Here is an 18,418-nt window from a genome sequence, read left to right on the forward strand (position 1 = left end):
GGGCGTTCTGGCGCCGGGTCGCGGCGTAGCGACCGCGATCGTCGAACTCGGAAGTCGTGCGGGTTGAACTCGCGGGTCCTGAACCGAAGACTCGCGGGTTCCGAACCGCCAACTCGCGGGTTCTGAACCGTGGACTCGCGGGTTCTGAACCGCCGACTCGCGGGTTCTGAACCGTGGACTCGCGGGTTCCGAACGGTGGACTCGCGGGTTCTGAACCGTGGACTCGCGGGTTCTGGAGCGTGGACTCGCGGGTTCCCAACGGTGGACTCGCGGGGTTTGGTGGGGGAGGGGCCTGGTGCGCGGTTGCCGGGGGTGGCTTGCGCGCACCAGGCTTTTCTCCCCGGTCGGAGTCACCGCCCGCCCGGGGCGGCGGGAGCGTCGGGCGGTGGTCCGGTCGGGCCTTCCCCGGTCAGTAGCCTGTGCTGCCGTCCGGGCCTCCGGCCGCAGGCGGCTGGCTCGCCGCCGCGGTCGATTTGCAGCCCGCTGGCTCGATCACGAACCACACGCCGCTCGCGCCGTGGCCGTTCGTCTGCCCTGGGGCCGTGTCCTTGGTGTACGTGTGGACGGGCCAGCCGCCGACGGTCACCTGCCGCGTGCCGTCCGCCCGTGTCACCTCACCGACGAGTGCCGGGTCGACGCCGCTGACCCGGACGTCGCCGGTGATCAGGAGCGGCGGCCAGTTGGCCGCGCACTCGCCCTCGCACGTCGAACGGGACGGCTTGTTGTTGTCGAGCGTGAAGAGGTACAGCGTGCGGCCGTCCCGGTCGGTGAGCGCCGGGCCGAACCCGGGGATGTCCTCCGCCCCCACCGAGACCGGGGCCGGGGCGCCCGCCTTCTTCCCCTCGGGCGTCACCGCGAACCACATGCCGTGCGCGCCCTGGCCTTTCGCCTGCCCCGGCGCGGTGTCCAGCGCGGACGTGTACACCGGCCAGCCGCCGATGGTGACCTGCGTACCGCCATCCGGCCGCACCAGCGTGTTCACGATGTTCTGTTCGGCACCGGACACGGTGATGTCGCCGGTCGCCATCAGCGGCTGCCACATCCGTGCGCACTCGCCGAGGCAGGTGGACACGGACGGCGCCTTGCTGTCCCGTGTGGACAGGTACAGGGTGCGACCGTCCTGGTTCGTCAGCACCGGGCCGAGATCCCCGACCGTCACCGCGTTCAGCGACACCGGCCGTGTGCGCACCGCGGGTGCGGGGACAGGTTCGAGCCGTGCGAGCACCGCGGTTTCCGTGTTCTCCTCGGGTCCCGTGCCGCAGCCCGCGAGCAGCGCGAGCCCGGCGGCCACCGACAGCACGAGGTGCGTTCGCGCCACGGCAACTCCCGTCCGGGTCCGGGGGCGGCCGCCGTGCCGCCCGTGCCATGGACACGGACGCCGCCACGGATCGGTTCACTACCTTCCGTCCGGGCCTCGTTTCCCCTGGTGACCGGATAGGTTCACGCATTGTGACCGATATCGAGAACCCGGCGGCGATCGCCGTCGAGGACGTACGGAAGGCCTATGGGGATCTCAAAGCCGTCGACGGCGTGACGCTGACCGTCGCGGAGGGGGAGTTCTTCGGCATCCTGGGCCCCAACGGGGCCGGCAAGACCACGACGCTGGAAATCATCGAGGGGCTGCGCGAGCCAGACTCCGGCAGGGTGACGCTGCTCGGCGAGTCGCCGTGGCCGCGCAACATCGCACTGCTGCCGAGGATCGGCGTGCAGCTGCAGGCGACCGCGTTCTTCGAGAAGCTCACCGCGCGCGAGCAACTGCAGACCTTCGCCGCCCTGTACGGGGTGAGTGCCGACCGCGCCGACGAGATGCTCGAGCTGGTCGGGCTCACCGACAAGGCGGACACCCGCGAGGACAAGCTCTCCGGCGGGCAGCGGCAGCGGCTGTCGATCGCGTGCGCGCTCATCCACGACCCGGACGTCGTGTTCCTCGACGAGCCGACCGCGGCACTCGACCCGCAGGCACGCCGCAACCTGTGGGACGTGCTGCGTGCCATCCAGGAGCGCGGCAAGACGATCCTCTACACGACCCACTACCTCGACGAGGCCGAGATCCTCTGCGACCGGGTCGCGATCATGGACCGAGGGCGGATCCTCGCGATGGACGCCCCGGCAACGCTCGTCCGCGGTCTCGACGCACCCACCCGCGTCATCCTCGAACTCGGCTCACTGTCCACTGTGGACGCCGAAGCGCTGCCCGGCGCGGACGACGTCACCGTGGACGAGTTGTCCCTCACCATCTCGACCCGCACGCCGGCCGACGTCCTGTCCGCACTCGCCGACCGCCGCGCGCTCGCCGGCCTGCAGGTGCGCACGGCCACGCTCGAGGACGTCTTCCTCGACCTGACCGGACGGGAGTACCGGGCATGACCGCGTTCAAGAGCCTCGCCAGGGCGATGGTCAAGATCTTCTACCGGGACAAGGCCACCCTGTTCTTCACGTTCGTCTTCCCGCTGATGTTCCTCGTCGTGTTCGGACTGCTGTTCCGCGACGCAGGCGATTCGAAGATCGAGATCGGCATCGTCGGTGACGGGCCGGTGATCGTCGGCCTCGAGCAGACCGGCGCGCTTGAGCTGACCCGCTTCGACTCCGTGGACGAGGCGGTCCGGCAGGTGCGGGCAGGCGACCTGCCCGCGATGGTCGCGCAGGACGGCGACGAGATCGTCTACCGGTTCGCGCAGAGCGACCAGACGCAGGCCGGGGTGGTGACCGGCATCGTGTCCGGGGTGGTCGGCCACGTGAACCAGGCCGCCACGGGGGAACAGCCGAGGTACGTGCTGGACTCGGCGAACGTCGAGGACTCCTCGCTCAAGCCGATCCAGTACATCACCCCGGGCATCATGTCGTGGGGTGTCGCGGTCACCGCCGTGTTCGGTGCGGCGCTGACGTTGGTGTCGTGGCGCAAGAAGCAGGTGCTGCGGCGCATCCGGCTCGCGCCGGTGCCGGCGACGACCGTGCTGAGCGCGCGGGTCGTGGTGACCGTCGGTGTGGCGATCGTGCAGGCGCTGGTGTTCATCGGGGTCGGGATGCTGCCGCTGTTCGGGCTTCAGCTGACCGGCACGTGGTGGCTCGCGATCCCGGTGTTCCTGCTCGGCATCCTCGCGTTCTTCGCGATCGGCATGCTGGTCGGCGCGTTCTGCAAGACCGAGGAGGCGGCCACCGGCGCGGCGAACATCGTGGTGCTGCCGATGGCGTTCCTGTCCGGCACGTTCTTCCCGATCGACCAGGCGCCGCCGTGGATGCAGTCGGTGTCCAAGGTGTTCCCGTTGCGGCACATGAACGACGGGATCATGGACTTCCTGGTGCGCGGCCAGGGCCCGAGCGCACTCGTGGTGCCGTGCCTGGTGCTGTCCGGTTTCGTGCTGGTGGTCGGCCTCATCGCCGCCAAGGTCTTCCAATGGGAAGATGACTGACCCGCCTCCCCGGCATTTAAAAGTGCTGGTCGCGTCCAATTCCCATGGTGCGGACCGCAGGCGGATTGTGGCTGGCTGCCGTCACGTTCCCCTGAGGTTCTGTCGGTGAGATGCGCGGCTGATCAAACCCGCGTGGTCAATCCTCGAAGTCGCCTACGGCTTTGCGGACCTTGGCGAGTAGGTCGGTGAGCTGTGCGGTCTGGCGTTCTGTCAGGCCGCGCAGCCCGAAGTCGATGTCGGTCACGGCCGTCGTCGCGGCCTCGCGGCGTTCGCGGCCCGCGTCGGTGATCTCGGCGAGCGTGGTGCGGCGGTCGGTCGGGTGGGGGTTCCGCTTGACCAGGCCGTCGGCCTCGAGCCGGTCGACGATGTTCGTGACGCTCGTCGGGTGCAGCTGCAGCCGCTCACCCATGACGCGCATGGGCAGGCTGCCGCGCTTGGCGAACGTGAGCAGGACGAGTGCCTCGTAGCGGGCGAAGGTCAGCCCGTGCGGGCGGAGTGCGGCGTCCACAGCGGACTGCAACACTTGCTGGACACGCATGATGCTGGTGACCGCGGCCATCGTGCCCGACGGCCCGACCTGGTCGGCCCAGAGGTCCGCGGCACGGGCGATCGGGTCGAACGGCAGCGCGCGGTGGCTCATGCCGGTTGAAGTTACCAGTCGGTACCGGCCAGGGTGCTTCCCACAGGTGGGGACATCGAGAGGAGTCGGCGTGTTATTGGCGTTCAGCGTGGCCCCAGCGGGCGGCGAGTCGGACAGCGTGAGCGCGGCCGTGGCGGCGGCGGTGCGCGTGGTCCGCGAGTCCGGGTTGCCGTGCGAGACGAACTCGATGTTCACCAACATCGAGGGTGAGTGGGACGAGGTCATGGCCGTGGTCAAACGCGCCGTGGACGTGGTCGCCGCGACGGCGCCGAGGGTGTCGCTCGTGCTCAAGGCCGACATCCGGCCCGGGCACGACGGCCAGATCCAGGCCAAGGTGGCGCGGATCGAGGAGCACCTGTCCCAGAACCCGGAGTAGCCCGACACGCCGAGGTGGCGGCGTGCCAGGATGGATGAGTGACAAGGCCAGATCCACGTCAAACCGCAGCTATGTCGGCCGCCCTGTCCGGGGCGGTGGACCTGTCCGCGCTGAAGGCTCGCGCCGAGGCGGCCAACCGGGCGCCGGCCCCCGCACCGGGTGGCGCCGCACAGGCGGCCCCTGCCCAGGGCGACGGCTCCTTCGTTATCCACGTCACCGAGGAGATGTTCCAGGCCGAGGTGATCGAACGGTCCACGCAGGTGCCGGTGATCGTCGACCTGTGGGCCGAGTGGTGCGAGCCGTGCAAGCAGCTGTCGCCGGTGCTCGAACGCCTGGCCCAGGCCGCGAACGGCGCATGGATCCTCGCGAAGGTCGACGTCGACGCCAGCCCGAGGATCGCGCAGGCGTTCGGCGTCCAGTCGATCCCGACGGTCGTCGCCATCGCGGGCGGGCAGCCGGTCGAGGCGTTCGCCGGTGTGCAGCCGGAGCCGCAGATCAAGCAGTGGCTCGCCAGCCTGCTGGACGCCCTGCGGGACCGGTTGCCGGGAATTCGCGAAGCGGAGGCCGGTGCGGTGGAGACCGAGCCGGAGCCCGAGGTCGAGGATCCGCGTTTCGTCGCCGCCGAGACGGCGTTCGAGAACGGCGCCTTCGAGGAGGCCGCCACCGCGTATCAGAAGATCCTCGACGCGGAGCCCGCCAACGAGCAGGCCAGGGCCGCGCTGGCCCAGGTGAAGTTTCTGGCTCGGGCCGAGGCCGCGGATCCTTCCGTGGTGGTCCGGGCGGACACGTCTCCCGAGGACATCGACGCCCAGCTGGCCGCCGCCGATGTCGAGCTGGCCGGTCAGCTGGTCGAGAAGGCGTTCGAGCGGCTGCTCGGGGCGATTCGGCGGACTTCCGGGGCCGACCGGGATCGGGTTCGTACCCACCTGGTGGATCTGTTCGGGTTGTTCTCGGCCGATGATCCCTCGGTCGCCAAGGCCCGGCGGGACCTGGCGAGCGCCCTGTACTGACGCTCAACGCGGGAAGGGCCCCTTCAGCACGTACTGAAGGGGCCCTTCCCGCGTGGTGCCTGCCGGTCAGGCGAAGTCATTCGTGCAGGTGTTCGCGCCCTCGTAGTAGCCGCGGCGGAAGGCCTCCACCCGGACGAAGCCGGCCTTGACCTGCTTGCCGTTCACGTCGGCCGCGATCAGGCTGTTGTCCTGAAGCAGTTCGGCCACCGCCTCGTCCAGGTCACCCACCGCCAGGTGCAGTTTGTCGTCGGGGGTGTTCGGGTCCTCGTCCACCGTGGTGGCGGTCCACGCACCCGTCAGGCACGCCGTCCGCAGGCCCGCGTTGCCGTTCTCCAGGTCCGCGCCGACCTGCTTCTGGATCGCGAGGGTGTACCTCGACGCGATCTCCGCGAACGCCGCGAAGTCGCCGATGCCCGCGCCGTCCTGGTTGGGCTGCGCGCCCTCCGCCGGGGGCTCGGCGATCTGCTTCAGCTCGTCGAGGTCGATCCCCACGATGTTCTCGTCCGCGCAGTACGAGACCGGGGGCGTCGATTCGCCATCGTCGCACTTCGCGCCGTTTTCGGTGATCTTCGGCTGCTCGGCGTTGTTCTTCGCGAACGCGTCGTCCAGGCTCTCCTGCAGCAGGTCGAGGACCTTCGGGCTGAGTTCGGCCTCGCCGCCCGCGTCCTCGTCGTTCTCGGCGCGTTCCTTCTCCGCGATGCGTTCGTCGATCTCCTCGACGCCCATCTCCGCGCAGCGCTTCGGGTCCTCGGTGGTGAAGCCCTCCTGGAACGCGTAGACGCGGTCGAACGCGAGGCCGTGCGCGCCCTCGGTCATGTGGTCGTAGCCGGCGGGGTCACGGATGAAGAACAGGGTCGCCAGGATCTGGTTCAGGCCCTCGCCGGTGTTGAGCTCGAAGTGCTTCGCGTTGCCCGAGGCCACGTGCTGCATGAAGTTGCCCATGTAGCAGTCCGCCTGCTGCTCCCGCACGATCGTCGGGGTGGACTGGTTCATCTGGCTCTTCTCGCCAAGGCGGAACTGGATCGCGTGGCCCATCTCGTGGGCCAGCACGCCGACGACCGAGATCGGGTGGAAGTTCTCCGACAGCATCGGCAGCAGCACGCCGCGGTCCCACGCGATCAGGTCCTCGCCGCCACCACCGCAGTAGAAGGCGTTCTGGAACTTCTCCGTCGACGCGCCGCACAGCGTCATCGGCTCGCCCTCGGAGTCGTACGAAACCAGGCGCTCGATGTGGGTGAACTTCTCGCCGAAGTTCTCGTCCAGCTCCTTGTCCCAGTAGTCGTACAGGTCCGAGACCGCGTTGGTCGCGAGCCGGTCCATCTCGCCGCCGTCGGTGTTCTCCACCTCGAGCTTGGCGTCGTCCACGCCCTCACGGGGGCCGGTCGGACCGTTGGTCACCTCGAGCCCGCCGTCGAGGTCGCCGGTCGGCGTGCCCGCGACCGTCTGGCTGCAGCCGCCGATCTGCGCCACCATCACGGCGACCGCGGAGACGGTGAGTCCCATCCGCACCCACGACCGCGCACCCTGCACTAACACAGCTGCTTCCCCGTTCACTGACCGTCCTGGCTGACCGGAACACTACTGGGCCGATCGGGCGCATGTGCGTGAAACCAGCCACCAGACAAAACGGGCATTCGTCACAGTTCGCAGGCGGTCACACCCTGCAACGCACCGGTGCGGAACAGGGCCACCCGGTCGAAGCCGGTTGGTACCGCCCCGCCCTCGGCGTCGCGGCCAGGGTAGTCGAAGCGCAGCAGCACCTGGATCGCCTCGTCGAGGTCGCCTGGCGACAGCGCGAAGCCCTCCTGTCGCGTGATCAGCATGCCCGTGTACGCGCCGGTCAGGCACAGCAGCGCCCGCTGCGCCTCCTCGCCGTCGAGCGGTTTACCGATCGACGCGAGCGCGGCCATGCTGAACCGCGAGGCGAGGATCGTGCCGGTCGCGAAGTCGCCGATCTCGGTGTGCAGCCGAGGCAGTTCGTCGCCGGTCGCCACGTCGATCTCGCGGGATTCCGGGCAGTACGCGATCGGGCCCTGGTCGGTCTTCGCGCACTCCGGCGCCGCGTCCGACGTCTTCACAGACGGCGTGACCCACTGCTTGCCCATGCCGGTGACTGTGGTCTTGTAGAAGGCCTCCAGGTCGGGCGTGATCGTCGTCAGCAGCGTCTCGAACGGCAGGTTGCCGCCCCGTTCCTCGTCGTCGGCCGACAGGAAGCCACGCTGGGTGAACGTACGGTTCTCGAGGCTCATGTCCTTGCACAGGCCGAGGCCCTGGTCGTAGCCGTCCTGGAAGGCGGACACCCGGTCGAACGCGTCGCCGTGCGCGTCCTGGTCGGACTGCTCGGTGCCGACCGGGTCACGGAACATGACCAGCGCTTCCATGGCCGTGTCCAGGCGGTCCTTGGAGATCTTCAGGTGCCCGGCCTTGCCGTCGGCGACCCAGCGCACGAACGCGCCCGCGTAGCAGTCGGCCTGCGCCTCGATGAGGATCGTCGGGTACTTCTCCGGGTTGTCGCGCTGCTCGTCGATGGTCAGCCCGGTCCGCCGCTGCACGGCGTGCCCCATCTCGTGTGCCAGCACGAACATGACCGCGGCCTCGCCGAACTTCTCCTTCAGCACCGGCAGCAGCGCCGCCCGGTCCCACGCGATGACGTCCTCGGTCGGGCAGTAGAAGGCGTTGCCCTCGACGTCGGAGGCACGTCGCGTGCACGGTGGCGCCTTCGCGTCGTCGTCCGCGGTGTCGACCGAGTAGTAGCCGCCATCGAGGTCCTCCCACTGGTCGTCGAACGCGGTGGGGAACGTCTCGTCCCAGAACTGCTTCACGTCCGTGACGACGGTCGCGGCGAGCCGGTCGATGGTGCCGCCGTCGGTGTTGTGCACGAACGACGGGTCGACGCCGCCCTGCCCGTCCGGGTCCTTCGTCACGACCGTGTCGCCGTTGGTCGGCGTGCCGGCCACGGTGGTGGTGCACGCCGTCATCACGAACAGCGCGGGCGCGATCAGAGCCAGGACGGATCTCAGGTGCACGGCTCCAGTGTGCCCCGCATCAGGTGTCCGTGTCGTAAGGACGGCGCATTGGCCGTCAACCTGCCCACCCCGGGTGTGGTGAGCAGGTCGCGCTAGCGGGTCAGTCCTCCGGTGCCAGCCAGAGCACACCCTGCGGCGGCAGCTGCAGCAACGCCGACGCCGGCTGTCCGTGCCACGGCTGTTCGACCGCGTCGACGCCGCCAAGGTTGCCCCACCCGGAACCGCCGTAGGTCTGGGCGTCGGTGTTCACCACCTCGCGCCACCGGCCCGCCCACGGCAGGCCGACGCGGTGGTTCTCGTGCGGGTGCCCCGCGAAGTTCGCGACACACGCCAGCACCGCCCTCGGTGCGTTCGGGTCGAAGCGCAGGAAGCTCACCACGTTGTTGCCCGAGTCGTTGGCGTCGATCCAGTGGAAGCCCTCCGGCCTGCTGTCCGCCGCGAACAGGGCCGGGTGCTGCTTGTAGGTGTGGTTCAGGTCCGCGACCAGCTTCCGCACACCGTCGTGCAGCGGCTCGTTCAGCAGGTGCCAGTCCAGCGACCGGCTCTCCGACCACTCGCCGGGCTGGCCGAACTCGCCGCCCATGAACAGCAGCTGCTTGCCGGGGTGTGCCCACATGAACGCGAGCAGCGAACGCAGGCCCGCTGCCTTGTTCCAGTCGTCGCCAGGCATGCGGGTCCACAACGAACCCTTGCCGTGCACCACCTCGTCGTGTGACAGCGGCAGCACGAAGTTCTCGCTCCACGCGTACATCAGCGAGAACGTCAGCTCGTTGTGGTGGTAGGCACGGTGCACCGGATCGTGCCCGATGTAGCTGAGCGTGTCGTGCATCCAGCCCATGTTCCACTTGAAACCGAAGCCGAGACCGCCAAGGTGCGTCGGCCGCGTGACACCGGGCCACGCCGTCGACTCCTCGGCGACCATGACCGTGCCAGGGTGGTGCTTGTACACCGTCGCGTTCAGCTCCTGCAGGAACCGGACCGCGTCGAGGTTCTCGCGGCCGCCGTGGACGTTCGGCAGCCACTCGCCTTCCTTGCGCGAGTAGTCGAGGTACAGCATCGAGGCGACCGCGTCCACGCGCAGGCCGTCGATGTGGAACTCCTCGATCCAGTACAGCGCGTTGGCGACGAGGAAGTTGCGCACCTCGCTGCGGCCGAAGTCGAACACCAGCGTGCCCCAGTCGGGCTGTTCGCCCCGGCGCGGGTCGGCGTGTTCGTAGAGGGGCGTGCCGTCGAACCGGGCGAGCGCCCACGCGTCGCGCGGGAAGTGGGCGGGCACCCAGTCCATGAGCACGCCGATGCCGCGGGCGTGGAGCGCGTCCACCAGGTACCGGAACTCGTCCGGCGAACCGAACCGCGCGGTCGGCGCGTAGTAGGACGTGACCTGGTAACCCCACGAGCCGCCGAACGGGTGCTCCGCCACCGGCAGCAGCTCGACGTGGGTGAACCCGTTGTCCGCCACGTAGTCGACGAGCTCCGTCGCCAGCTCGCGGTAGCCGAGGCCGGGCCGCCACGAGCCGAGGTGCACCTCGTAGGCGCTCATCGGCGCCGACACCCACTCGGTCGCGTCACGCCGGGCCAGCCACTCGTCGTCGGACCAGGTGTACGCCGACAGCGTCACCCTCGACGCGGTCGCGGGCGGCACCTCCGTCGAGAACGCCATCGGGTCGGCCTTCTCGTGCCAGGTGCCGTCCTGGCCGAGGATGCGGAACTTGTAGCAGGTGCCGGGCGGAAGACCGGGGATGAACAGCTCCCACACCCCGGACGAGCCGAGCGACCGCATCGGGTTCGCGCGGCCGTCCCAGCCGTCGAAGTCACCGCACACCCGCACCCCGCGCGCGTTCGGCGCCCACACCGCGAACGACGTGCCCTCGACGACGCCATCGGCCGTCTCGTAGGCACGGACGTGCGCGCCGAGCACCTGCCACAGCCGCTCGTGCCTGCCCTCACCGAACAGGTGCAGGTCCAGCTCACCGAGCGTGGGCAGCCAGCGGTACGGGTCGTCGACGACGAGCGGGTCGCCGCCGTAGTCGACCTCGAGCCGGTACGTGCCGGGGTTCTCCGGCACCACGCCGGCGAACATGCCGTCCGCTACCTCGTCCAGTGGCGTTCGGTCACCACCCGCGACCACCGCGACCGCCTTCGCGCCAGGGCGGTACGCGCGGGCGACCGTGGTGCCCGCGTGGTCGGAATGCAGCCCCAGCACCGAGTGGGGGTCGTGGTGCGCGCCGGCGAGCAGCCGGCGCAGATCGTCGGCGGGAGGTGTGCCCGGGTTCGCGTTCATCGGTCTTCATTCTGCCGCTCACCCGGCCCGGCTGCTCAACAGGTCAGCCCTGAGCGATGTAGGACTCCAGTTGCTCGCGGTCCGACTCCAGCTGCTCGATGCGGCTCTTCACCACGTCACCGATGCTGACGATGCCGATCAGCCGCCCGTCGTCCACGACCGGCATGTGCCGGATCCGGCGCTCGGTCATGACCGCGGCGAGGCTGTCCACGCCGTCGTTGGGCCCGCACGTGACCACCTTCGTGGTCATGATCTCCTCGACGGGGGCGCTGAGCAGCTCGGTGCCCCGGTCGTGCAGCTGCCGCACCACATCCCGTTCCGAGACGATTCCGACGACGTCACCCGCCTCCGACAGGACGACCATCGCGCCGATGTTGTGCCGGGCCAGATCCTTCAGAAGCTCGATGACCGATGTACTGGGTGGCACCGTGGCCACCTTGGAACCCTTGCTACGCAACAAGTCCGCGACCCGCATGTGGACACCCCGCATCTCCGGCGTGTTGGCCGTCCTCGTCGGCGGCCCTTTGATCCAGGCTAACCACGGCGTCCGGTGGCCGCTAGATGAGCGGCCGCTCACGCCTTGGCATGGTCAGGAGCGGCGCTGGATCGCGGCCAGTGGGATCGCGGCCCACTCGGGGCGGTTGTGGTGTTCGTAGCGGACCTCGTAGACCGCTTTGTCCAGTTCCAGGGCGCGCAGCAGTACGTGGTGGTCGCGCGGGTCCTCGCCCACCTCCGCGTAGCCCGTGCAGAACGCCGCCCGGTTGCGGTCCGACCACTCGGTCGCGCGGGTCAGGCGCTGGCGGTCGTCCTGGGGGTCGTCGTTGCCCGGGAGCAGGTGGAAGGCGGCGTAGTCGAACGAGCGCAGCATGCCCGCGACGTCGCGCAGCGGGGATCTGGGGACGGCTCGCTGCTCCGGGGTCGCGCCCGGTTCGCCCTCGAAGTCGATCAGGATCCAGCCGGTCGTCGTGCGCAGAACCTGGCCAAGGTGCAGGTCGCCGTGGATCTGGTGGACCGGGACCTCGGTGGTGATCTCGCGGACCGCGTCGAACGCCGAGCGCAGCACCTGTTCCTCCGGCCGGAGCGCGGGTACCTCCGACAGCACGAGGTCCAGCCTCGCGTGCATCGCGGCCACCTCGCCGGCCAGCTCGTCCTGGCCGACCATGCGTACGCCGGTAGCCTCGGCCAGCGCCTTGTGCACCTCCGCCACCGCCACGCCGAGGCGGCCCGCCTCGCCTGCGAAGTCGCCGCCCACCTCGTCGGCGTGCAGGTCACCCTCCGCGAGCAGGTCGCGGACGCTCGCCGTCGCGGTTGCCCAGCCTTCCACCGCGTCCGGCAGGAACCTCTGCATGAAGCCCAGCACGACCGGCTGTGGTGGACGCTCGTCGATCAGCACCCCCAGCGGGGCCGCGATGTGCGGGTTGCCCGCCAGGGCGCGGTGCAGGTTCACGTCCCGGTTCACACCGGGCTCTGGCTGCCGGTACAGCTTCAGGATCGTGCCGCCGTAGATCAGCGAGGTGTTGCTCTGCTCGACGCCGATCGGCCTCGGCCGGGCGCCTGGCTCGACGGACGAGTCCACCTCGAACCGCAGACCCGCGACCGTGCCCTCCGCCACCAGCGAATCCAGCAGTCTGCCCATCAGCTCGGGGTCCTGCGGGGCGTCGTACACGGCCCGGCCGTCCAGCTCACCGATCACCGCGTGCGCGAGGACGTCCGGCACGTGCTCCCGCACCCCGAACAGCAGCTGGTACGGGGCGCCGCCGTCGACCGACACCATGGCGTGCACCAGCGCCGGGTCACCCTCGACCAGGACCGAGGAGTGCAACGTCCGCACCGATGTCGCGCCGTGGCCCTTCGTTCGGAAGAAGCGCTGCCCGACGAGCCAACGTAACAAGACCTCGCCGAGATCCTCTGGCAGTTCGGTGGGTCGGAGCACCGTCACGGGGCCTCGCCTTCGTCGAACTCCGAGGTGATCTGGAACCAGTAGAACCCGTGGCCCGGCAGCGTCAGCAGGTACGGCAGCTCGCCGATCGCCGGGAACCGCACCCCGCCGGTCAGCTCCACCGGCACCCGCCCCGCGTGCTCGGACAGGTTCAGCTCCACCGGCTGCGGGAAGCGGGACAGGTTGTTGACGCAGATGACGAGGTCCTCGGGGTGACCGTCCGTCGCGGACATGTGCCGCAGGTACGCGAGCACGCTCGGGTTGGACGAGCCCAGCTCGTTGAAGTCGCCGAGCCCGAACGCCGGGTGCTCGCGCCGCACCTGCAGCATCCGCCGCGTCCAGTGCAGCAGCGACGAGGAGTTGTTGAGCTGTGCCTCGACGTTCACCGCCTGGAAGCCGTAGACCGGGTCCGCGATCACCGGCAGGTACATGCGGCCGGGGTCGGCGCGCGAGAAGCCCGCGTTGCGGTCCGGCGACCACTGCATCGGGGTGCGGACCGCGTCGCGGTCACCGAGCCAGATGTTGTCGCCCATGCCGATCTCGTCGCCGTAGTACAGGACCGGCGAGCCGGGCAGCGACAGCAGCATGGCCGTGAACAGCTCCATCTGGTTGTCGTCGTTGTCGAGCAGGGGCGCGAGCCGCCGCCGGATGCCGATGTTGGCCTTCATCCGGGGGTCCTTGGCGTACTCGGAGTACATGTAGTCGCGCTCTTCGTCTGTGACCATCTCGAGCGTCAGCTCGTCGTGGTTGCGCAGGAAGATGCCCCACTGCGCGCCGGACGGGATCGGCGGCGTCTGCGCAAGGATCTCCGAGATCGGGAACCGCGACTCGCGGCGCACCGCCATGAAGATCCGCGGCATCAGCGGGAAGTGGAACGCCATGTGGCACTCGTCACCGCCGGCGTCCGCGTCGCCGAAGTACTCCACCACGTCCGCAGGCCACTGGTTGGCCTCGGCGAGCAGCACCCGGCCGGGGAACTCGTCGTCGACGACCTTGCGGCAGCGCTTCAGGAACTCGTGGGTGCGCGGCAGGTTCTCGCAGTTGGTGCCCTCCTCCTCGAAGAGGTAGGGGACCGCGTCGAGCCGGAAGCCGTCGATGCCCAGGTCGAGCCAGAACCGCAGGACGTCGATCATCGCGTCCTGGACCTCGGGGTTCTCGTAGTTGAGGTCCGGCTGGTGGGTGAAGAACCGGTGCCAGTAGAACTGGCCGCGCACCGGGTCGTAGGTCCAGTTCGAGGTCTCCGTGTCGACGAAGATGATCCGGGCGTCCGGGTACTCCTCGTCGGTGTCGGACCAGACGTAGTAGTCGCCGTAGGGCCCGTCCGGGTTCTGGCGCGACTCCTGGAACCACGGGTGCTGGTCGGAGGTGTGGTTGAGCACCAGGTCGGTGATCACCCGCAGGCCCCGGCGGTGCGCCTGGTCGAGCAGGTACACGAAGTCCTCGACGGTGCCGAACTCCGGCAGCACGGCGCGGAAGTCGGAGATGTCGTAGCCGCCGTCACGCAGGGGAGAGGCGTAGAACGGCGGCAGCCAGAGGCAGTCGACGCCCAGCCACTGCAGGTAGTCAAGCTTGTCGGCGAGGCCACGCAGGTCGCCGGTGCCGTCGTTGGTGAAGTCGTTGAACGCGCGGACCAGCACCTCGTAGAAGACGGCGGTCTTGTACCAGTCCGGCTGTTTCGGCGCGGACCTCGCATGCCGGAAGTCGTCGGCGTTCGGCTCGACGAGATGGCCGTCGGCGGTGACGGCCTCCCCGGTGTGTGGCACTCCTTCGAGCCCCAGGCCGGCGTCCGGACGAGTGGTGTCCGGCGCAGCGTCCGGCGTATCGATCATCCCCGCACCTTTACTTGGTCAGCATCTACCCCAACAGCCTTTGTCGGAGTTGCGGATCATGGTGCCAGGTCTTCCGCAACCCCTCCCTCCATGGTCACCGCTGCGAGCGCATCGTGCATGACGCGGGCGCCGCCGGATCGTCCAGCGGCGCCCGCGCGGTCCTCGGATCAGGCTCGGTAGGCGGCCCACTGGTTCTTCATGCGGGTCTTCTGGCCCTGGGTGAACTGGTTGTAACAGCTGTCGTAGGAGTAGTCCATGTAGTTGTGGATCGGGTCGACGCCCGCCGACGTGCAGGTGTCCTTGCCCGACGGGCAGCCCGACGTCGACGTGCGCTGTGCCGGGGTGTCGGAGACCTGGTCGTTGCTGGTGCTGCAGCCGCCCTGGAAGGTGTGGTAGAGGCCCAGCCAGTGGCCGGTCTCGTGGGACGCGGTCTTGCCGAGGTTGAAGTTCGTGATGCCGCCACCGGGCACCGAGCCGTACTGGATCACGACGCCGTCCAGTTCCGGGTCGGCCGCGTACCAGGACGGGAAGGTCGCGAAGCCGAGGTAGCTCGTGTTCGTGGACCAGATGTTCAGCACGCCCGCGTCGCCCTCACGCGTCGCGCTCTTCATCGCGGCCTCGACCGACGGGGTGTCCACGTTGTTGAACCAGTTGGTGTTGGTCACACGGCGGACCGCCTGGAGCGTGAACTGGAACTCCGTGTTCGCGGCCGCCGACGACTCGCCGCCCGCGAAGTTCTGGTTCATCTCGGTGATCTGCTGGTTGATCTGCGTGTTGGTGACGTTGCCGGTGCCGCCGGATGCGGTGATGACGTGGAACACGACGGGGACGGTGGTCACGGCCTGGGTGCCGGCGCCGCGCAGGCCCGCAAGCCGGGCGTTCATCTCCTTCTCGGCGGCGACGACCTCCTTCTGCGACAGCTCGTTGCGCTCGTGCGCATGCTGACCCGGGCGGACGCGCGCGGCCGAGCCCTCATCGGTCGCGCATTCGACGCCGCTGACGTCGGAGTGGGCAGGTGCCGCGACGACGGCTGCTGCGGGCAGCACGGCGAACGCGGACGCGGACATGGCGAACGCCGCCACCAGGACGGCAGTTCTTCTCGCGGACATACAGGTACTCCTCAGCAGGGGGCGCGACCCATACACGTCACGCCATACGTCGGACCGTACGTCCTACCCCACCCCCAATAAACCCCATACGCAGCAAGAAACCCACTGACAGTTACCGGTTGCCCCAACCCCACCCACCCCGCCCAAACCCCGCGAGTCCTCGGTTCGGAACCCGCGAGTCGGGCGTTCGGGACTCGCGAGTCCTCGGTTCGGGATCCGTGAGTCGGGCGTTCGGGACTCGCGAGTCCTCGGTTCGCGTCGGACACCGATAGACGCGAACCGTCTTTCAGAAGTCCTGAACGGCAAACTCAGGGGTCCTGAACCGTGGACTCGCGGGTTCTGAACCGTGGACTCGCGGGTTCTGAACCGTGGACTCGCGGGTTCTGAACCGAAGACTCGCGGGTTCTGAAGCGTGGACTCGCGGGGTTTTCTGGGGGTTGGGGTGCTAGATCTGATCTCGCGGGGGTCTCGCGCCTGTTGGGGTGGTGGGGCGGGGCACGCGCGGCCAGGCTTTATGTCATATAGAGGGGAACGAGATGGGTGAGCTGGCGATCGAGACTGCCGGCCTCGTGAAGGTGTTCGGCGAGAACCGGGCGGTCGACGGGATCGACCTCGCGGTGCCCGCGGGCACCGTGTACGGGGTGCTCGGACCGAACGGGGCTGGAAAGACCACGGCCGTGCGGATGCTCGCGACGCTGCTGCGGCCCGACGGCGGCGAGGCGCGCGTGTTCGGCCACGACGTGCTGCGCGAACCGGACGCGGTGCGGCAGCGGGTGAGCCTTACCGGCCAGTACGCCTCGGTCGACGAGGACCTGACCGGCACCGAGAACCTGGTGCTGATCGGCAGGCTGCTCGGGCACCGCAAGCCCGCGGCCCGCGAGCGGTCGGCGCAGCTGCTGGCGGCGTTCGGCCTGACCGACGCCGCGGACCGGCAGGTGAAGAACTACTCGGGCGGCATGCGGCGGCGGATCGACATCGCCGCGAGCATCCTGAAGACGCCGGACGTGCTGTTCCTGGACGAGCCGACCACCGGCCTCGACCCGCGCAGCCGCAACCAGGTGTGGGACATCATCCGGATCATCGTGGCGCAGGGGACGACGGTCCTGCTCACGACGCAGTACCTGGACGAGGCCGACCAGCTGGCGTCGCGGATCGCGGTGATCGACCACGGCAAGGTGATCGCCGAGGGCACCCCGGGGGAGCTGAAGGCGTCGGTCGGCGCGGGCTCCATCCACGTGCGGCTCCGCGACGCCGCGCAGCGGCCCGCCGCGCTGGAGTTGCTGACGAAGGTGCTCGACTCCGCGGTACAGCCCGACGCGGACCCGGTCGCGCTGACCGCACAGCTGTCCGGCGAGGACAGTGACCGCGTGGCGGCCGAGCAGGCGTCCCGCGCGCTGGCGGAGCTCGCGGCCGCGGGCATCACCGTCGACAACTTCGCACTCGGTCAGCCGACCCTCGACGAGGTGTTCCTGGCGCTGACCGACCACCCGGCAACAGACGAGGAGGGCGCGGCGTGAGCGGAACTCGCAGAGCCGCAGACAGAACTCGCAGAGCCGTGAGCGGAACTCGCAGAGCCGCGGACAGAACTCGCAGAGCCGTGAGCGGAACTCGCAGAGCCGCGGACAGAACTCGCAGAGCCGTGAGCGGAACTCGCAGAGCCGCGGACAGAGCTTGCGGAGCCGTGAGCGGAACTCGCAGAGCCGCGGACAGAGCTTGCGGAGCCGTGAGCGGAGCTTGCGGAGCTGTGAGCGGAGCTTGCGGAGCGAACCATCGAGCACTGCATCGAGCACTGCATCGAGCACTGCATCGAGCGCAGCGCGGACATTCAGGACGTCACCTCGCCCGCGGAGGGCGCCGGTGTAGCGGAGCTTGCGGAGCGTTCCGGCGCCACGCAGCGGGAAAGGGGAAGGCATGACCGCAGCCGCCGCTGATGAGAAGGTCGCCAGCTACACCCCGGCGGCCGAGAGCCTGAGCGCGGTGCTCGCCGCCGGGCAGGCGCCGCCGAGACCCAGCGCCTGGTCGGCGTCGGTCACGTTCGGCTGGCGGGCACTGCTGAAGATCAAGCACGTGCCGGAGCAACTGATCGACGTGACCGCGTTCCCGATCATGATGACGCTGATGTTCACGTACCTGTTCGGCGGCGCGCTCGCCGGGTCCGTGACGGAGTACCTGCAGTACCTGTTGCCGGGCATCATGGTGACGAGCGTCGTGATGATCACGATGTACACCGGCGTCGGGGTGAACACCGACATCGAGAAGGGCGTGTTCGACCGGTTCCGCACGCTGCCGATCTGGCGCCCGGCCGCACTGGTCGGCGCGCTGTTCGGGGACGTCCTGCGGTACGTCATGGCGGGCACGGTCATCCTGGTCGTCGGCCTGATTCTCGGCTTCCGGCCGGCGGGCGGCGTCGACGGGGTGCTGCTGGCCATGGTGCTGCTGGTCGTGTTCTCGTTCGCCTTCTCGTGGATCTGGACGATGTTCGGTCTGCTCCTGCGGTCGGAGAAGTCGGTGATGGGCGTCAGCATGATGGTGCTGTTCCCGCTCACGTTCCTGTCCAATGTGTTCGTCGAACCGGACACGATGCCCGGCTGGCTGCGCGCGTTCGTCGAGGTCAACCCGATCACGCACCTCGTGGCGGCGACCAGGGGCCTGATGCAGGGGGTGCCGGACGCCGGTGAGATCACGTGGGTACTGGTGTCCTCGGCCGTGCTGATCGCGGTGTTCGGCTCGCTGACGATGCGGCTCTACAACAGGAAATGACGACGGTGGTGGGGGCATCCCGGGGGTGGCGCCCCCCC

At 69.2% G+C, this 18,418-nt stretch carries 15 protein-coding genes; 6 read left to right on the forward strand and 9 right to left on the reverse strand.

The features are described from left to right. Positions 1-409: 409 nt before the first annotated feature. The gene (locus WBA97_RS23270; protein WP_424233014.1) at positions 410-1,318 is read right to left on the reverse strand and encodes a hypothetical protein; all 909 of its coding nucleotides are present in this window, start codon (positions 1,316-1,318) and stop codon (positions 410-412) included. A 131-nt stretch (positions 1,319-1,449) separates the two neighbouring features. Here WBA97_RS23270 and WBA97_RS23275 point away from each other — a divergent pair, with 131 nt between their 5' ends. Further along, entirely contained in the window at positions 1,450-2,367 is a 918-nt protein-coding gene (locus WBA97_RS23275) for an ABC transporter ATP-binding protein (RefSeq protein ID WP_424233015.1), read from the forward strand. Next, a complete protein-coding gene (locus WBA97_RS23280; protein WP_424233016.1) occupies positions 2,364-3,410 on the forward strand; it encodes an ABC transporter permease in 1,047 nt (348 codons plus the stop codon). The genes WBA97_RS23275 and WBA97_RS23280 overlap by 4 nt, the downstream gene beginning before the upstream one ends. Positions 3,411-3,546: 136 nt before the next feature. On the opposite strand, the gene WBA97_RS23285 is transcribed toward WBA97_RS23280, so the two are convergent. Beyond that, positions 3,547-4,050 carry a MarR family winged helix-turn-helix transcriptional regulator gene (locus tag WBA97_RS23285; protein ID WP_424233017.1) on the reverse strand — a complete coding sequence of 168 codons (504 nt, stop codon included), beginning with the start codon at positions 4,048-4,050 and terminating at the stop codon, positions 3,547-3,549. A gap of 70 nt (positions 4,051-4,120) precedes the next feature. Here WBA97_RS23285 and WBA97_RS23290 point away from each other — a divergent pair, with 70 nt between their 5' ends. Together WBA97_RS23290 and WBA97_RS23295 are read left to right on the forward strand one after the other, a co-directional pair. Continuing rightward, positions 4,121-4,426 (forward strand): MTH1187 family thiamine-binding protein, encoded by a 306-nt coding sequence (locus WBA97_RS23290; protein ID WP_424233018.1) that lies wholly within the window; start codon positions 4,121-4,123, stop codon positions 4,424-4,426. 38 nt (positions 4,427-4,464) lie between these two features. Next, positions 4,465-5,436 (forward strand): tetratricopeptide repeat protein, encoded by a 972-nt coding sequence (locus WBA97_RS23295; protein WP_424233019.1) that lies wholly within the window; start codon positions 4,465-4,467, stop codon positions 5,434-5,436. Positions 5,437-5,502: 66 nt separating this feature from the next. On the opposite strand, the gene WBA97_RS23300 is transcribed toward WBA97_RS23295, so the two are convergent. The 7 genes from WBA97_RS23300 to WBA97_RS23330 all read right to left on the reverse strand — a co-directional run bounded on the left by WBA97_RS23300 (position 5,503) and on the right by WBA97_RS23330 (position 15,620). Further along, positions 5,503-6,972 (reverse strand): neutral zinc metallopeptidase, encoded by a 1,470-nt coding sequence (locus WBA97_RS23300; protein ID WP_424233020.1) that lies wholly within the window; start codon positions 6,970-6,972, stop codon positions 5,503-5,505. Positions 6,973-7,073: 101 nt separating this feature from the next. Further along, a complete protein-coding gene (locus WBA97_RS23305) occupies positions 7,074-8,462 on the reverse strand; it encodes a neutral zinc metallopeptidase (protein WP_424233021.1) in 1,389 nt (462 codons plus the stop codon). Positions 8,463-8,562: 100 nt separating this feature from the next. Then, positions 8,563-10,743 carry a 1,4-alpha-glucan branching protein GlgB gene (gene glgB, locus WBA97_RS23310; protein WP_424233022.1) on the reverse strand — a complete coding sequence of 727 codons (2,181 nt, stop codon included), beginning with the start codon at positions 10,741-10,743 and terminating at the stop codon, positions 8,563-8,565. 43 nt (positions 10,744-10,786) lie between these two features. Further along, entirely contained in the window at positions 10,787-11,218 is a 432-nt protein-coding gene (locus tag WBA97_RS23315; RefSeq protein WP_424233023.1) for a CBS domain-containing protein, read from the reverse strand. A 114-nt stretch (positions 11,219-11,332) separates the two neighbouring features. Further along, complete coding sequence (locus tag WBA97_RS23320; RefSeq protein ID WP_424233024.1) at positions 11,333-12,682, reverse strand: maltokinase N-terminal cap-like domain-containing protein; 1,350 nt, start codon at positions 12,680-12,682, stop codon at positions 11,333-11,335. After that, complete coding sequence (gene treS / locus WBA97_RS23325) at positions 12,679-14,511, reverse strand: maltose alpha-D-glucosyltransferase (protein WP_424233025.1); 1,833 nt, start codon at positions 14,509-14,511, stop codon at positions 12,679-12,681. Before treS ends, WBA97_RS23320 begins: the two co-directional genes overlap by 4 nt. Before the next feature lie 167 nt (positions 14,512-14,678). Further along, on the reverse strand, positions 14,679-15,620 hold the full coding sequence (locus tag WBA97_RS23330; RefSeq protein WP_424233026.1) for a zinc metalloprotease: 942 nt from the start codon (positions 15,618-15,620) through the stop codon (positions 14,679-14,681). Positions 15,621-16,156: 536 nt separating this feature from the next. Here WBA97_RS23330 and WBA97_RS23335 point away from each other — a divergent pair. Beyond that, the gene (locus WBA97_RS23335) at positions 16,157-17,137 is read left to right on the forward strand and encodes an ATP-binding cassette domain-containing protein (protein ID WP_424233027.1); all 981 of its coding nucleotides are present in this window, start codon (positions 16,157-16,159) and stop codon (positions 17,135-17,137) included. A gap of 394 nt (positions 17,138-17,531) precedes the next feature. Further along, on the forward strand, positions 17,532-18,380 hold the full coding sequence (locus tag WBA97_RS23340) for an ABC transporter permease (protein WP_424233028.1): 849 nt from the start codon (positions 17,532-17,534) through the stop codon (positions 18,378-18,380). Positions 18,381-18,418: the final 38 nt, after the last annotated feature.

Origin of the sequence: Actinophytocola sp., from assembly GCF_049647105.1 — a bacterium.
In the GTDB taxonomy this organism is placed as follows: domain Bacteria; phylum Actinomycetota; class Actinomycetes; order Mycobacteriales; family Pseudonocardiaceae; genus Actinophytocola.

What these genes read in the sequence shown, in the direction of transcription:
- WBA97_RS23280 (WP_424233016.1), top strand. Translation starts at nt 2,364, where the DNA reads ATGACCGCGTTCAAGAGCCTCGCCAGGGCGATGGTCAAGATCTTCTAC.
- WBA97_RS23285 (WP_424233017.1), bottom strand. Translation starts at nt 4,050, where the DNA reads ATGAGCCACCGCGCGCTGCCGTTCGACCCGATCGCCCGTGCCGCGGAC.
- glgB (WP_424233022.1), bottom strand. Translation starts at nt 10,743, where the DNA reads ATGAACGCGAACCCGGGCACACCTCCCGCCGACGATCTGCGCCGGCTG.
- WBA97_RS23315 (WP_424233023.1), bottom strand. Translation starts at nt 11,218, where the DNA reads ATGCGGGTCGCGGACTTGTTGCGTAGCAAGGGTTCCAAGGTGGCCACG.
- treS (WP_424233025.1), bottom strand. Translation starts at nt 14,511, where the DNA reads ATGATCGATACGCCGGACGCTGCGCCGGACACCACTCGTCCGGACGCC.
- WBA97_RS23330 (WP_424233026.1), bottom strand. Translation starts at nt 15,620, where the DNA reads ATGTCCGCGAGAAGAACTGCCGTCCTGGTGGCGGCGTTCGCCATGTCC.
- WBA97_RS23335 (WP_424233027.1), top strand. Translation starts at nt 16,157, where the DNA reads ATGGGTGAGCTGGCGATCGAGACTGCCGGCCTCGTGAAGGTGTTCGGC.
- WBA97_RS23340 (WP_424233028.1), top strand. Translation starts at nt 17,532, where the DNA reads ATGACCGCAGCCGCCGCTGATGAGAAGGTCGCCAGCTACACCCCGGCG.